14 protein-coding genes and 1 pseudogene are annotated in these 13,194 nt (G+C 44.7%); 2 read left to right on the top strand and 13 right to left on the bottom strand.

Annotated elements, in window-relative coordinates:
• From AOQ29_RS07830 to gap, 13 genes and pseudogenes are all read right to left on the bottom strand, one after another.
• Positions 1 to 195 (bottom strand): annotated as a pseudogene (locus AOQ29_RS07830) (acetyl-CoA carboxylase biotin carboxyl carrier protein); the annotation flags it as partial.
• Positions 196 to 209: 14 nt separating this feature from the next.
• Positions 210 to 1,460, bottom strand: a complete 1,251-nt coding sequence (gene fabF / locus AOQ29_RS01050) for a beta-ketoacyl-ACP synthase II (RefSeq protein WP_061992703.1) — start codon at positions 1,458 to 1,460, stop codon at positions 210 to 212.
• Positions 1,461 to 1,491: 31 nt separating this feature from the next.
• A complete protein-coding gene (gene fabG / locus AOQ29_RS01045; protein ID WP_061992702.1) occupies positions 1,492 to 2,220 on the bottom strand; it encodes a 3-oxoacyl-ACP reductase FabG in 729 nt (242 codons plus the stop codon).
• 6 nt (positions 2,221 to 2,226) lie between these two features.
• Positions 2,227 to 3,168 (bottom strand): ACP S-malonyltransferase, encoded by a 942-nt coding sequence (locus AOQ29_RS01040; RefSeq protein WP_061992701.1) that lies wholly within the window; start codon positions 3,166 to 3,168, stop codon positions 2,227 to 2,229.
• 13 nt (positions 3,169 to 3,181) lie between these two features.
• Positions 3,182 to 4,147: a DUF561 domain-containing protein gene (locus AOQ29_RS01035; RefSeq protein WP_061992700.1), complete on the bottom strand. Its 966-nt coding sequence runs from the start codon at positions 4,145 to 4,147 to the stop codon at positions 3,182 to 3,184.
• Between the two features lie 60 nt (positions 4,148 to 4,207).
• Positions 4,208 to 4,450 (bottom strand): acyl carrier protein, encoded by a 243-nt coding sequence (locus AOQ29_RS01030; protein ID WP_047974605.1) that lies wholly within the window; start codon positions 4,448 to 4,450, stop codon positions 4,208 to 4,210.
• Positions 4,451 to 4,535: 85 nt separating this feature from the next.
• Complete coding sequence (locus AOQ29_RS01025) at positions 4,536 to 5,510, bottom strand: beta-ketoacyl-ACP synthase III (RefSeq protein WP_061992699.1); 975 nt, start codon at positions 5,508 to 5,510, stop codon at positions 4,536 to 4,538.
• Between the two features lie 23 nt (positions 5,511 to 5,533).
• Positions 5,534 to 6,004: a MarR family winged helix-turn-helix transcriptional regulator gene (locus AOQ29_RS01020; RefSeq protein ID WP_061992698.1), complete on the bottom strand. Its 471-nt coding sequence runs from the start codon at positions 6,002 to 6,004 to the stop codon at positions 5,534 to 5,536.
• Positions 5,991 to 6,434, bottom strand: a complete 444-nt coding sequence (gene fabZ, locus AOQ29_RS01015) for a 3-hydroxyacyl-ACP dehydratase FabZ (RefSeq protein WP_061992697.1) — start codon at positions 6,432 to 6,434, stop codon at positions 5,991 to 5,993. Before fabZ ends, AOQ29_RS01020 begins: the two co-directional genes overlap by 14 nt.
• 211 nt (positions 6,435 to 6,645) lie before the next feature.
• Positions 6,646 to 7,458, bottom strand: coding sequence for a metallophosphoesterase (locus AOQ29_RS01010; RefSeq protein ID WP_061992696.1), 813 nt, complete (start codon positions 7,456 to 7,458; stop codon positions 6,646 to 6,648).
• A gap of 129 nt (positions 7,459 to 7,587) precedes the next feature.
• The gene (locus AOQ29_RS01005; RefSeq protein WP_061992695.1) at positions 7,588 to 8,529 is read right to left on the bottom strand and encodes a MucBP domain-containing protein; all 942 of its coding nucleotides are present in this window, start codon (positions 8,527 to 8,529) and stop codon (positions 7,588 to 7,590) included.
• Between the two features lie 48 nt (positions 8,530 to 8,577).
• On the bottom strand, positions 8,578 to 9,657 hold the full coding sequence (locus tag AOQ29_RS01000) for a hypothetical protein (RefSeq protein WP_061992694.1): 1,080 nt from the start codon (positions 9,655 to 9,657) through the stop codon (positions 8,578 to 8,580).
• A gap of 149 nt (positions 9,658 to 9,806) precedes the next feature.
• Positions 9,807 to 10,820, bottom strand: a complete 1,014-nt coding sequence (gene gap, locus AOQ29_RS00995; RefSeq protein ID WP_061992693.1) for a type I glyceraldehyde-3-phosphate dehydrogenase — start codon at positions 10,818 to 10,820, stop codon at positions 9,807 to 9,809.
• A 220-nt stretch (positions 10,821 to 11,040) separates the two neighbouring features.
• On the opposite strand from gap, the gene AOQ29_RS00990 reads away from it, so the two are divergent.
• Positions 11,041 to 11,532 (top strand): ECF transporter S component, encoded by a 492-nt coding sequence (locus AOQ29_RS00990; RefSeq protein WP_061992692.1) that lies wholly within the window; start codon positions 11,041 to 11,043, stop codon positions 11,530 to 11,532.
• Between the two features lie 131 nt (positions 11,533 to 11,663).
• A complete protein-coding gene (locus tag AOQ29_RS00985; protein WP_061992691.1) occupies positions 11,664 to 12,998 on the top strand; it encodes a dihydrolipoyl dehydrogenase family protein in 1,335 nt (444 codons plus the stop codon).
• Positions 12,999 to 13,194 lie beyond the last annotated feature (196 nt).

The following is a 13,194-nucleotide window of genomic DNA, read 5'->3' as shown; positions in this document are numbered from 1 at the left end:
GGCTGGAGCAACTGGAGCAACCGCCGGTGTTGAAGCCGCAACAGGCGCCTGAGCCACTGGGGCAACCGGTGCTTGTACTTCTTCATTCTTTGACAAGTGCAATGAAAAGTCACCGTCTTGGATCAAAACATCACGCAAAGTAGACTTTTCCAAGTCCGCCATCAATTCGCGAATTTCTTTTACATTTAAGTTCATGGTTGGTCTTCCCCTTACCACTTCTTAAAGACAACAGCGGCGTTATGTCCACCGAAACCGTAGTTGGCTGACAAAACATATTCAGGGGCTGTGTTCTTGCTTGAGTCGTTAACCAAGTTAACCAACTTTGTGTGTTCGTCAGGTTCGTCGAAACCAACGTTAACTGGCAATTGACCGCGGTCAATAGCACCAACAGAAGCAACGGCTTCAATGGCACCAGCAGCACCCAAGAGGTGGCCAGTCATTCCCTTAGTTGATGAAACCAAGACAGAGTTAGGACCGAAGACAGAAGCAATTGCTTCGGCTTCACCTGAATCGTTGGCACCAGTAGCAGTACCGTGGGCGTTGATGTAAGTAACATCTTCAGGCTTGATGCCGGCATCAGCCAAGGCAGCCTTCATGGCACGAGCTGCACCTTCCCCATCAGGGGCTGGTGAAGTCATGTGGTAGGCATCAGAAGAAGCACCGTAACCAACAACTTCGGCCAAAATCTTAGCACCACGTGCTTCAGCGTGTTCCAATGATTCCATCACTAAGACACCAGAACCTTCACCCAAGACGAAACCATGACGGTTCTTATCGAAAGGCTTTGAAGCTTGCTTAGGGTCTTCTTCCTTTGACAAAGCAGTCAAAGCGGCGAAACCAGCAATTCCAATTTCGTTAACAGTTGCTTCTGAACCACCAGTCAACATCACGTCTTCACGACCTGATTGGATGCGCCAGAAGGCTTCACCAACGGCGTTAGTAGCTGAGGCACAGGCAGTGACAACAGTGAAGTTGACACCACGGGCACCGAAGCGCAATGAAACGTTTCCAGAAACCATGTTCGGAATTGATTCAGGAACGAACAATGGTGAAACTCGTTGTGGTCCCTTTTCATGCATCTTGATAACTTGTTCTTGGATAGTCGTCAAACCACCAATACCGTTTCCCAAGATAACACCAAAGCGTTCTGGGTTAGCAACCTTTGACTTTTCTTCTGAACCTTCTTCAGGCAACAAATCAGCTTGGTCCAAGGCTTGGTAAGCTGCATCAATTGCATATTGTGAGAACAAGTCCAACTTACGGGCATCACGCTTACCAACACGCGCTGCTGGATCAAATCCATCAACTTGTCCGGCAACAGAGATTCCTGTTTCTGAAGCATCAAACTTGGTAATTGGCTTAATTCCCAATTTCCCGGCGAAAAGGCCGTCCAAGAAAGCATTTGTATCGTTTCCTAATGGGGTCACAGCACCCATTCCTGTAATTACTACTCGTGTCATTGCTGTTTCCTTTCTGTGGTACTCAAATTAATTAAATGTGTAAACCGCCATCAACGGTGATGGTTTGTCCAGTCATGTAATCGTTACCTGCCAAGAACAAGGCAACATCGGCAACGTCATCAACAGTTCCAAAACGAGACAATGGAATTTCATTTAAGATCGCTTCGCGCGCCTTATCTGAAAGTTCATCAGTCATGTCTGAAACAATCATTCCTGGGGCGATGGCGTTGACGCGAATGTTACGACGCGCCCCTTCTTTAGCCAAAGTCTTTGTCAAGCCAATCATTCCTGCCTTTGAAGCAGCATAGTTGGCTTGACCCATGTTACCCATTTGGCCAACAACTGAGGCCATGTTGATGATAACACCGTGCTTTTGACGAATCATCTTCTTGAAGACTGGTTGAGTAACGTTGAAGGTTCCGTTCAAGTTCGTATTAACGACTTGAGCAAAATCAGCAGCAGTCATTCCCATTACCAATTGGTCCTTGGTAATTCCGGCGTTGTTCACCAAGATATCAATCCCGGCAAAACCTTCCTGCTTGTATAAGTCCTTCAAAGTTTCTTCAACAGTTTCAGCATCAGCAATGTCGAATTGAACGACGATTGGCTTTTGCTTGAAAGAGTTCAAAACTTCTTCCCTGATTGGTGAACGACCATGCAAAATTAATTGAGCGCCCGCGTCATCGAAGGCGTGGGCAACGGCTAGGCCGATTCCCCGTGATGATCCAGTGACGAACACTGTTTGATTTGAAAAATCCATGAGTCCTTATCCTTTCTCTTCGTTGAGTGCCTCAACGACTTTTTGATAAGAGGCTAAGTCAGTGACCGTATAACGGGCAACTTCCTTAGGAGCAATTTTCTTAGCAAATTTAACTAATGTTGCGGCTGGGCCGATTTCCACGAGGGTATCGACACCAGCATCGACCATTTGTTGCAAGCAATCGGCAAAGTAAGTTGGCGAAACGATTTGGTCCGTCAACGTTTGCTCAACCATTGCTGGCTCAAAGGCCGTCTTGGTTGTGTTGGAATAAACCGGGAAGGCTGGTTGACCGAAGTCTTCACCAGCTAAGCGGTCAGCCATTTGGTCAGCGGCATCTTGCAAGAGTGGCGTATGGAAAGCCCCAGCGACTGGCAATTCAACCTGACGCTTAACACCAGCATCAGTCAAAGCGGCAACAGCTTGGTCAACATCCGCTTCAACCCCACCAATCACTAGTTGTGAAAAGGTGTTGAAGTTGGCCGGATAGACCTTTAAGCCTTGCTTTTGCAAGTCAGTCACGACAGAGACAATCATTTCCTGGTTGTCATCCAAAACCGCAACCATCTTACCAGGGTTTTGATCACCAACGGCCTGCATATAAGCACCGCGGTCTTTGACCAAGGCAATCGCCTGGTCAAAAGTCAAAATTCCATTGGCAACTAGGGCTGGGTATTCCCCCAACGATAGTCCCAAACCGGCAACGATGTCTGTTAGTCCAGCATCCTTCAAGACGGCTGCCAAAGCAGCGTCCATGGCAACAATGGCTGGTTGTGCGTATTGCGTTTGCCAAATTTTTTCTTCGTCTTGGTCGACTTGGTTTAAGTCATAACCCAAGATTTCAGAAGCGCGGTCGATGTAAGCGCGGTAGCCAGGTAAGTTGTCATAGAGATCAGTCCCCATGCCAGCTTGTTGTGAACCCTGGCCATTAAATAATAGTCCAACTTTCATTTGAAAACCTCAATTATTTAGTCGTATTTTCGATGCCCATGATATCAGTTGCTTGGGCCCAGATTTCAGCCAAAATTTCAGCAACTGGCTTTTCGTCGTTCACCATCCCTGAAACTTGACCGGCCATGAAGGCTCCACCATTCTTGTCTCCGTCGATAACGGCGGCACGCAATGTTCCTGATTCCAATTTTTCAACTGTTTCGTAATCAGGTTCTGGCTTACCAATTTCTTCAACTTCGCGCTTAACGTATTCCTTGGCCATCTTATTCTTCAAGACCCGGACACGTGAACCAACGATGTTACCAGTAATAATGGTATCGATATCGCGAGCCTTTAAGACCTTGGCCTTGTAGTTTGGATGAACTTCTGATTCAAGGGCAGTCAAGAAACGAGTACCCATTTGGACCCCAGATGCACCGAGGGCGAAGGCAGCGGCAACACCACGGCCATCAGCAATTCCACCGGCGGCAATCACCGGAATTGAAACGGCATCAACAACTTGTGGTACCAAGGCCATGGTTGTCATTTGACCGATGTGGCCCCCTGATTCCATTCCTTCAGCAACAACTGCGTCAACACCCTTACGTTGCATCATCTTAGCCATTGAGAGAGAAGGAACAACCGGCATAACAGTTACACCAGCGGCGTGTAATTCATCCAAGAAAGGTGAGGGGTCACCGGCACCAGTGGCCACAACCTTCACGCCTTCTTCCAAGATGACGTCGAAGACTTCACGGATGTGACGACTCATCAACATCACGTTAACCCCGAAAGGCTTGTCAGTTAATTCCTTGGCCCGACGAACTTCGCGACGAACTTCATCACCATGCCAGTACCCAGTTCCGATAAAACCAAGTCCACCAGCTTCAGAAACAGCGGCAGCCAAGGCTCCGGTTCCGGCCCATGTCATCCCACCTTCAACAATGGGGTACTTCATTCCTAGTTTGTCAAAAATAGGATTTTCAATTCTAACTGTCATCTTATTCCGCCTCTTAATTTTGTTTTCCAGTATGTATGCGGTTAAAAAACCGCTTGATGCTTACTTCTTGTCAAGTTGATCCTTGATCTTGTTAACCAAGTCTTGGACAGTCTTAACTTCTTCAGTTTCTTCCAACTTGATGTCAAAGTCGTCTTCGACACGGTTCAAAACTTCGAACAAGTCCAATGAATCGGCATCGATGTCATCAGTCATGTTAGTAGTCAATGAAACTTCTGAATCTTCCAAATCGAATTGGTCGATCAAAATTTCCTTAACCTTGTCAAAAATTTCTTCGTTAGTCATGAGCATGCTCTCCTATAGGGTATATCGTATTGCAATACGTTTGATTTTTACGGTGCAGTCTACTACACCGCAATTACTATTTAATTTAAACTTGCCAGATTTGAACACCGATGGCCAAGCCACCGCCAAAGCCGACAAAGGCAATTTTCATACCGGGCTTGATTTGTCCGCTGGCTTGGAGCTCAGCAAGCAAAATCGCCGTTGATCCGGCTGAAGTATTACCATAAAATTCCATGTTGGTTGGGAACTTATCCATTGGTTGGCCAAAGTTCTTGGCCATTGATTCAACAATCCGTTTATTTGCCTGGTGGGCTAAATAAAAATCAACATCGTCAGCCTCAAGACCAGCCTTCTTCAAAGCCTTATCCAAGACCTTAGGCACTTCGCGAGTGGCAAAGCCATAAACGCTGCGACCGTCTTGGTGGAAGTATGGGTCCAGTTCTGAAATTTCTCCGGTAAAGGCGTTCTTGTTAGCAAAGCGACCTGTGATGATGGCATCACCACGGTCACCGAATGACTGCAATTCTTCTGCAATCAAACCAACTTGGGCGTCTGTCTTTTCTAACAAGACCCCACCGGCACCGTCACCGAACAAAACTGAAACTGTTCGATCTTTCCAATCGACCAACTTCGACAAAACTTCTGCCCCGATGAACATTCCCTTCTTGTACCGCCCAGCAGACAAGAAAGATGAAGCAACTGACATTCCGTAAACAAAACCAGAACAAGCAGCATTCAAATCAAAGGCAAAAGCATTTTGCGCCTCGATGTTACCTTGGACAATCGCTGCAGTATGCGGTGACAAGGCATCCGGTGACATCGTCCCAACAATGATGAAGTCCAAGTCATTAGCAGACCAACCGGCCTGGTCCAACAACTTTTTCGCCACTGCCGTGGCTAGGTCAGACGTATTCTCATCGGTTACCACGTGGCGTTGGTGAATCCCAGTCCGTGGATAAATCCATTCATCACTCGTTTCCATGATTTCAGCTAGGTCATCATTGGTAACGACCTTGTCTGGCACGTGCATGGCCGACGTGACAATCTTAATGTTTTCCATAATTTCTCACAATCCTTCAGGCCTTAACTTTCAATCAAGGCTTTTAAATAAGTTTGTAAGTTATGCACCGCACGTTCCATGGCTAAGGCTTCTTCTCCCGACATATCGTCAATCAAAGCTTTAGCAACCTTATAATGAAACTGCTGGTGCGCCCGGTATAAGACCCGACCCTGGTGTGTCAAACCGAGTTTAACCACTCGGCGATCTTCTTTGGACCGACGCCGTTCTACATAACCTTTATCGACCAACCGGTCGATAGCCGTAGTCATCGCACTCGGACTGAGATGGACGGCCTTGGCGACCTGCGAGGCTGTTTTTTCCTCGTACATCGAAATAACGTAAATCGTGTGCACCTCTTTAACCGTTAAGGCATGAAAGGGGCTTTGCTTGAGTTCATATTCTTCGACCCAAACAACGTTGGTGAACAAATCCATCAAGTCTTGGTTGACTTGTTTCATGTCCACCAGCTGGCTACCCAGCTTATTTGTGCTCATCAGGTGCCACCACGAACATTAATTCCGCGCTGGTTGCGACCTTATCATTGACCTTAGCCGTGACCTCAACGGTCCCCATGTTTTCTCGTACTTTACCAAAGGTAACGTGGAGCTTCAAAACGTCACCGGGTACGACCATCTTCTTGAACTTAGCGTCGTTAATCCCAGTCATGTAGGCTGTCTTACCCTTGAACTGTGGTGAAGACAAAATCAAGATTGAAGCTGCTTGGGCCAATGATTCAATAATCAAAACTCCAGGCATCACAGGGTTACCAGGAAAGTGTCCTTGGAAAAACTGTTCGTTGATTGTCACGTTTTTAACCGCAACAATTGATTCGTCTGGAACCATTTCTTCAACGTAATCCATATAGAGGATTGGATAACGGTTTGGGATGAGGTCCATAATTTCAGTCGTTGTAAGTACTGGCATTAGGTTTCCTTTCTTAACTGGCCGGAAAAACCGACCTTAACTAATCTAATTCACAATAAAAATAGTTTAGCAGGAAATACTTCGATAGTCAAACTATCCCTCGTTAAAACTATTTTTAATCGTTTCTATCGTTTATTTTTTAAACTTTCTTCCTATATAATGTCAATTTGGACAAAGAAAATTTACTTATATTTTTTAACGCAATCATACCTTATACATCAAAGACAACCAGGCGGCTCTTCCACTCCGTCATAAAGTCATGACTAAACCATTCCTTGACCCGCCGGGTCCGATATCCAACCGAGGCATTATAAAAGGTCGTTTCATTTTTTTGATAGGGTGGCACATGGAGGTGCAGGTGTCCAGAAACTGACGCCTGCACTTTTTCGCCAACAATCATATCGCTAACTGCCTGACTACCCAAAAAGGACTTTAAAATGTCTAAGCGCGGTTCCTTAAAGGGTATCTGATTGATAAAGGTTTCTTCTGGACTAAAATGGTTAACCAAAATAACTTTTTGACCAGCTTGGTGGCCAGCCTCAACTGCGGCTTTCATTTGCTCTAAATTGACAGCCAGCCGTTCAGGGTCGGTTAAAGGCTGTTGAATCCGCCGGTCATACCAGAACTCTCGTTTAAACCGTTGCGTTTCCTTGATTGTATGTCGGCCTTGGTCAAATGAATAATCATACCAGCCGTTATTTCCAACTAGTCGTGTTCCACCAACGTCCAAAACCTTATTATGGAAATAAAGGTCATCGACTGATGACTCCAACTCGTCATAAGTTACGGCAGTTCCCATCTCATGGTTACCGGCCAAAAATCGAATTTGGACCTTTTCATCGACAAACTCTTGTAGTTGGCGGGAAAATTCTAGAGTTTTATCAAAGCGATTAAACAAATCACCGGCAATGATGTAAACGGAAATTTTGTTGTCCAACAAGTACTCTCCTTGTTGTTCCAAGGCCCATTGCCAATCAACTTTATTTAAATCTAAATGGTTATCTGAGGAGATGGCAACTTTCATAGCGGTTACTACTTTCTATATATCTGAAACGAATACTATTATTCTTAGTTTACCACGTGCTACCTCAGACAATTCTTTCAAATGAAAAAGGACCGTCATTCTATATAACGTTCCTTCTCATATTAATCATTACTTCTTTTGCTTAGTTACCAATGAAGATAACAAAGCTACTATTCCTAGAACAGCTGCCACTAGAGCACCAGTATAACTAACGACCGTCTTTGCTGTATTTGGCAAAGCATACTTTTCTGTCCGTGTTCCATCATTAACAACTACTGCTGGTGCATTTGTTGTTTCAGTCGGTGTCGTGACAGGAGTTTGTTCCTTTGTCGGTGTGTTAGATGTTGTAGTATCGCTTGGTGTCTTAGCCGGTGTACTTGGCGTTGTGTTATCACTTGGCGTCTTTTCCGGTGTACTTGGCGTCGTGTTGTCGCTTGGTGTCTTTTCCGGTGTACTTGGTGTCGTGTTGTCGCTTGGTGTCTTAGCCGGTGTACTTGGCGTCGTGTTATCGCTTGGCGTCTTGGCCGGGGTATTAGCTACCTTATAGACGTAGGTATAGACAGTATCTTGCGTTGGATATTTACCACTTACACTGTAGGTACCGGTACTACTTTCCGCGGCACCACTTGGAAGCTTACTATCATCTAATGTGTAACCATCTAAACTTAAACTATCTGAAGAAAATGAATCCTTGTCAGCAAAACCCAATTGTGAATCTTCAGGGGCAATTTGATCACCATTTTCATCAACATACTTTGTCGTAACCATCGTTTGTCCGTTAGCAACGTTGTGCAAGATGCTATCTGTGTAGACTGGTGTCTTCTGGTCATAGAACCCTTTGTTGTCCGAGAAAGTAATATCATAACGGACCTGTTGGTTCAAATTATTTGGATTTGTGACTTTAAAGTTTGCCAAAACCGTAAAGGGAATATTAACATTGCCCTGACCATCACCATAGGTTGACTCCATCCCTTGAATAACGGCATCAGAAACTGTAGCATACTGTGACTTAATCACTGTCTCAAAATCGGCTTTCGTAAATTTGAGATATTGGCTCTTACCGAGGTTCATGACAATTCGCAGTTTATTATCTGCTAAACGGATAACCGTGTATTGGTCTTAACCTGGCGTAGTACTGTCCGTTTCTTCTGAGAGGAATGGTGTGATCTTTTTACCAGTGGCATTGGACATTCCGCCTTGGTTATTAGCCGCTTGGTCTGTCCAACCGACAGCCTGAGTTGCTGGTCCATAGGCACTGGCGACCGAAATATAGTTCCAGAAATAGCCACCATCTTGGATGTAAATGGGAGTTACTTTCCCATTATTAGAACCAGTGGCCGTAATATCAATTGTTTGAATATAGTCTTGGCCATTATTTAACTGGACCGGTTGAGTAAAGGCCAAGCCATCTGTATTCGTGACTTTGGTTCGAACAGAAACCCCGCCCGGGTTAACGTCAGAGACGGTATCCGTCATTGGATTAACATTATTATTATCTTTGTAGTCTGGTTCCGTTGGCTTTGGTGCCCAACTATAGGTATGGGTTTGATCAGCAACAGTTTCCGAAATACTCAAATCACTCCCATTACTAGCAGACTTCGGGAAAATATTCCCACCATTAGTTTGAAAGTTCAAGGTGATTTGGTGAGCCCGACTTGCATCAAAGTCATCACCATCAAGCGGCATATTAATTGTTTGGCTAGCCTCGTTATAGCTAACACTGTTCGAAATCACTGCACCCGTTGTATTTTCAACAACTTTCGTGTTGAAGTTGCTAACCAAAAAAGTTTGGGCTCCCGGCTGGTTTTGAATATTAGTCGAGAGTGGGATGACAATTGTATCCCCTTTTTTCAGGTTCGAATTCGCATTAATCGTGAATGAAACAGAGGAAGTATTGCCCCCGTTGCCCCGCAACAAATCAAAAGTACCCGTTGGCAACTGAGCATTATCGGGGGCCGACCATGAAATACTATTTGTGGTTACGGCTCCATTTTTTACTAAGTCTCCGTAATTATATGATGTTCCTTGGGTTTGTACTTTGTCGGCGGCAAATGCTGGTTGAGCCGTCGTTGAAGCCATTGCTAGGCCGCCACCAAATAGGGCCACTGTCGACAATGAGACAACAACCCAATTCTTCTTAACCTTTTTCAAGGCCTTATGTACTTTAATCTGATTGAAGCTTAAATTATTTTTGTTCATTTTACCCTCCCTTGCTCATCAAATTGATAACTATCGTCGATTGTATCACTGTTTCATTTAGAATACAAATGATTCCAAATCAAAACAAAACAATTACATTTGAAAAAAGGCAAAAAAAAAGAACACCGAAGTGTTCTTCCAAATTTGTTTTACTTCAAGTTAGCAAAGTGCAACAATGTACGGATCATGTTTGAAGTGAAACCGTATTCGTTGTCGTACCATGAAACAGTCTTAACCAATTGCTTGTCGCCAACTTCAACGATTTGTGTTTGAGTGGCATCGAAAGTAGCACCGTGAGTGTCACCAATGATGTCAGATGAAACGATTTCGTCTTCGTTGTAACCGAATGATTCAGATGAGGCTGCCTTCATTGCTGCGTTGATTTCGTCTGCAGTAACCTTCTTTGACAAAACTGAAGTCAATTCAGTAACTGAACCGTCAACAACACCAACACGTTGGGCGTGACCATCAACCTTACCCTTCAATTCAGGGACAACCAAACCGATAGCCTTAGCGGCACCAGTTGAATGAGGAATTGTGTTAACTGAAGCAGTACGGTTTGAACGGAACTTCTTTGACTTAGGTCCGTCCAAAATCATTTGAGTTGATGTAAAGGCGTGAATAGTTGTCATAGTGGCAAGTTCAACACCGTATTGGTCTTGCAATACACGAGCCATTGGAGCCAATGACTGTGTAGTACATGAACCAGCTGAAACGATCTTGTCATCATGTGACAAGATGTCTTGGTTAACACCATAAACAACTGTAGGCACGTCACCGGCTGGAGCAGAAATCAAAACCTTCTTAACACCTGCATCCAAGTGAGCTTGTGACTTTTCGGCTGAAGTGTAGAAACCAGTGGCTTCCAAAACATATTCAACACCGTCGTTCTTTACCCAAGGAATATCGCGGGCATCGCGTTCAGCGTAAACAGGGTAGTGCTTACCATCAACGAAGATACCTGTTTCGTCAGCTGTAACTTCAGCCTTCAAAGTTCCATGTGTTGAGTCATACTTCAACAAGTATGCCAACATTGATGGACTAGTCAAGTCGTTAATAGCAACAACTTCAACATCAGCTGCTGAGTCGCCCAATTCCAAAATACGACGGAATGCCAAACGACCAATCCGACCGAATCCATTAATACCAATCTTCACAGTCATGTGTGTAGACCTCCAATAAATTTTTTGACTTAAGTCAACATTGATATTATAACACAAAGCCTAAAAACTGGCGTCCTCCTCCAGCTATTTTGTTAACAAAGTTAACCATACCATTTTTTAAATTTGTTGGATAATTGAAATAAAATCTGCCCTTTCTAAGTCATCAAAAATGATTATAATAAGAATTGTTAGTATCCCTACATTAATATTGGAGAGTTTTATGAATAAGTATTTTACAACCAAAACCATCACAACCTTAGCAGTCATTACTGCTTTGAACTTAGCCTTGTCTTACGTTGTTCACATCCCTACACCGGGTGGCTACGTCAACCTGGTGGAAGCCGGTATTTTCTTGGTCGCTCTTTTGGGTAGTGCCCGGTCAGGAATGATTGTCGGTGGACTTTCCGGTATGTTACTTGACCTCTTAGCTGGCTACGCCGCCTGGGCGCCTTTCTCCCTAATCATCCATGGCTTGGAAGGCTACATTGCCGGCTTGATTGGTGCAAAAAAATCTGTTGCCGCTCAAACCGTGGCCGTTATCCTGGCTTCACTCGTCATGGTCGTTGGCTATTTCTTTGCGACAGCCCTCTTGTCAAAGAGTTGGGCAACCGGTTGGGCCTCAATCATTGGGAACATCGCCCAATGTGTCTTTGGTTTGATCATTGCCTTGGTTGTTCGTCCAGCTTTGGCCAACCGCGTGACACTCAACTAATTTTCTAATCAGTCCGACTACGGTCGGACTTTTTTTAATCCAATAAATTAATTTGGTATAGTTGGTATTTTATTTGCTGCCATTGTGTGAGACAATTATCTCGAATTTAACTATTAGGAGGAATTGAATCGATGACAGCTTATGATTATGACGTTTTGTACCTCGGTGCCGGCCACGGTGCCTTTGATGGTGCCCCCTTGCTGGCCAGTGCCGGTAAGAAAGTCGCCTTTGTTGAACGCGAAAAAGTTGGTGGAACTTGCCCAAACTGGGGTTGTAACGCCAAGGTGATTTTGGAAAACGCCGCTGCTTTGCAACGACAATTAGTCGCTTCAGATGGAATTGTTGAGGGATCTGGTAAGATTGACTGGACCAAGAACATGGCTCGTAAAAAGGAAATCATTTCAATCTTCCCTAACGCAATTCAATCCGGCATGGAAGGTCTGGGAATCGACTTTATCTTTGGTAATGGCGAATTCTTGGATGCCCACACGATTCAAGTTGGCGACCGCCAGGTTACTGCCGAAAACATCGTGATTGCCACCGGAATGCACTCTCACCGCTTGGATATTCCTGGCGCTGAATACCTTCATGATTCAAAGGACTTCCTTTCATTAGATGAAGCCCCTGAAAAGATGGTTGTCATCGGAGCCGGTTACATCGGTCTGGAATCGGCAGCCATGATGAACGCTGCCGGAGTCGATGTCACAGTGATTATGCACTCCGACAAGGCTCTGAACGGATTCAACAAGACCTATACTGATGCCCTCTTGGCCTCTCTTGAAAAGCAAGGGTTGACCTTTGTTCGCAACAGCGAAACGACCGAAGTTGAAAAACTCAGTCATGGCTTTGCTGTCAAAACCAGTACTGGTACTTACGATGCTGATTACATTCTTGACGCCACTGGTCGGGTTCCTAATACTGCTGGTCTTGGCCTTGAAAAAGTCGGTATCGACTTCGACCAGACCGGCATTAAGGTCAACGAATACTTGCAAACAGCCTTGCCAAACGTCTACGCCACTGGTGACGTGGTTTCAAAGACTCAGCCCAAATTAACACCCACGGCAACCTTTGAATCACAGTATGTGGCCAACTACCTCCTAGGAAATGATACTAAGCCAGTTAACTACCCAGCCATCGCAACTAATGTCTTCACTAGTCCTCGCTTGGCACAAGCTGGTGTGACCCTTGATGAAGCTGCTGCTCATCCCGACCAATTCGACGTTGTCGAAAAGAAGGTCATGGATGACTGGTACCGTTTGGTTGATTATGAAACGGAAGGCCAATTGTCATTGATTTATGACAAGGACCATCGTTTGGTTGGTGCTATCGAATTATCTGATCATGCCGAAGACATCATCAACTCTTTGTTGCCTGCTATCGAATTTGGCTACACTCCGGCCCAATTGGCTCGACTTGTAACTGTCTTCCCAACAATCGGCTATTCAGCTATTGGTGACTTGCTTTAATTTGACGGTCATTTGACCCCAGCTTGGACCAAGTTCAAAAACAAATTTGTCGGATTGACCATTTTGGTTTATACTCTTAGTAATCATTAATTGGTTCAGAGAAGCCAGATGATCACCTAACGATTAATTTTAAACGCAACAAGACTATTCTCTGGACTTTTTTAGGAGAATAGTCTTTTTTATTTGCCATTAAGGA

The sequence above is a fragment of the Fructobacillus ficulneus genome (genome assembly GCF_001047075.2).
GTDB classification, from domain to species: domain Bacteria; phylum Bacillota; class Bacilli; order Lactobacillales; family Lactobacillaceae; genus Fructobacillus; species Fructobacillus ficulneus.
The sequence above is the reverse complement of the archived record's forward strand: the minus strand, read 5'-3'. Positions and strand labels throughout refer to the sequence as shown.

Bases quoted from the DNA above. Each gene is read 5' to 3' on its own strand.
- fabF (WP_061992703.1), bottom strand. From the start codon at position 1,460: ATGACACGAGTAGTAATTACAGGAATGGGTGCTGTGACCCCATTAGGA.
- fabG (WP_061992702.1), bottom strand. From the start codon at position 2,220: ATGGATTTTTCAAATCAAACAGTGTTCGTCACTGGATCATCACGGGGA.
- AOQ29_RS01040 (WP_061992701.1), bottom strand. From the start codon at position 3,168: ATGAAAGTTGGACTATTATTTAATGGCCAGGGTTCACAACAAGCTGGC.
- AOQ29_RS01035 (WP_061992700.1), bottom strand. From the start codon at position 4,147: ATGACAGTTAGAATTGAAAATCCTATTTTTGACAAACTAGGAATGAAG.
- AOQ29_RS01030 (WP_047974605.1), bottom strand. From the start codon at position 4,450: ATGACTAACGAAGAAATTTTTGACAAGGTTAAGGAAATTTTGATCGAC.
- AOQ29_RS01025 (WP_061992699.1), bottom strand. From the start codon at position 5,510: ATGGAAAACATTAAGATTGTCACGTCGGCCATGCACGTGCCAGACAAG.
- AOQ29_RS01020 (WP_061992698.1), bottom strand. From the start codon at position 6,004: ATGAGCACAAATAAGCTGGGTAGCCAGCTGGTGGACATGAAACAAGTC.
- fabZ (WP_061992697.1), bottom strand. From the start codon at position 6,434: ATGCCAGTACTTACAACGACTGAAATTATGGACCTCATCCCAAACCGT.
- AOQ29_RS01010 (WP_061992696.1), bottom strand. From the start codon at position 7,458: ATGAAAGTTGCCATCTCCTCAGATAACCATTTAGATTTAAATAAAGTT.
- AOQ29_RS01005 (WP_061992695.1), bottom strand. From the start codon at position 8,529: ATGAACCTCGGTAAGAGCCAATATCTCAAATTTACGAAAGCCGATTTT.
- AOQ29_RS01000 (WP_061992694.1), bottom strand. From the start codon at position 9,657: ATGAACAAAAATAATTTAAGCTTCAATCAGATTAAAGTACATAAGGCC.
- gap (WP_061992693.1), bottom strand. From the start codon at position 10,820: ATGACTGTGAAGATTGGTATTAATGGATTCGGTCGGATTGGTCGTTTG.
- AOQ29_RS00990 (WP_061992692.1), top strand. From the start codon at position 11,041: ATGAATAAGTATTTTACAACCAAAACCATCACAACCTTAGCAGTCATT.
- AOQ29_RS00985 (WP_061992691.1), top strand. From the start codon at position 11,664: ATGACAGCTTATGATTATGACGTTTTGTACCTCGGTGCCGGCCACGGT.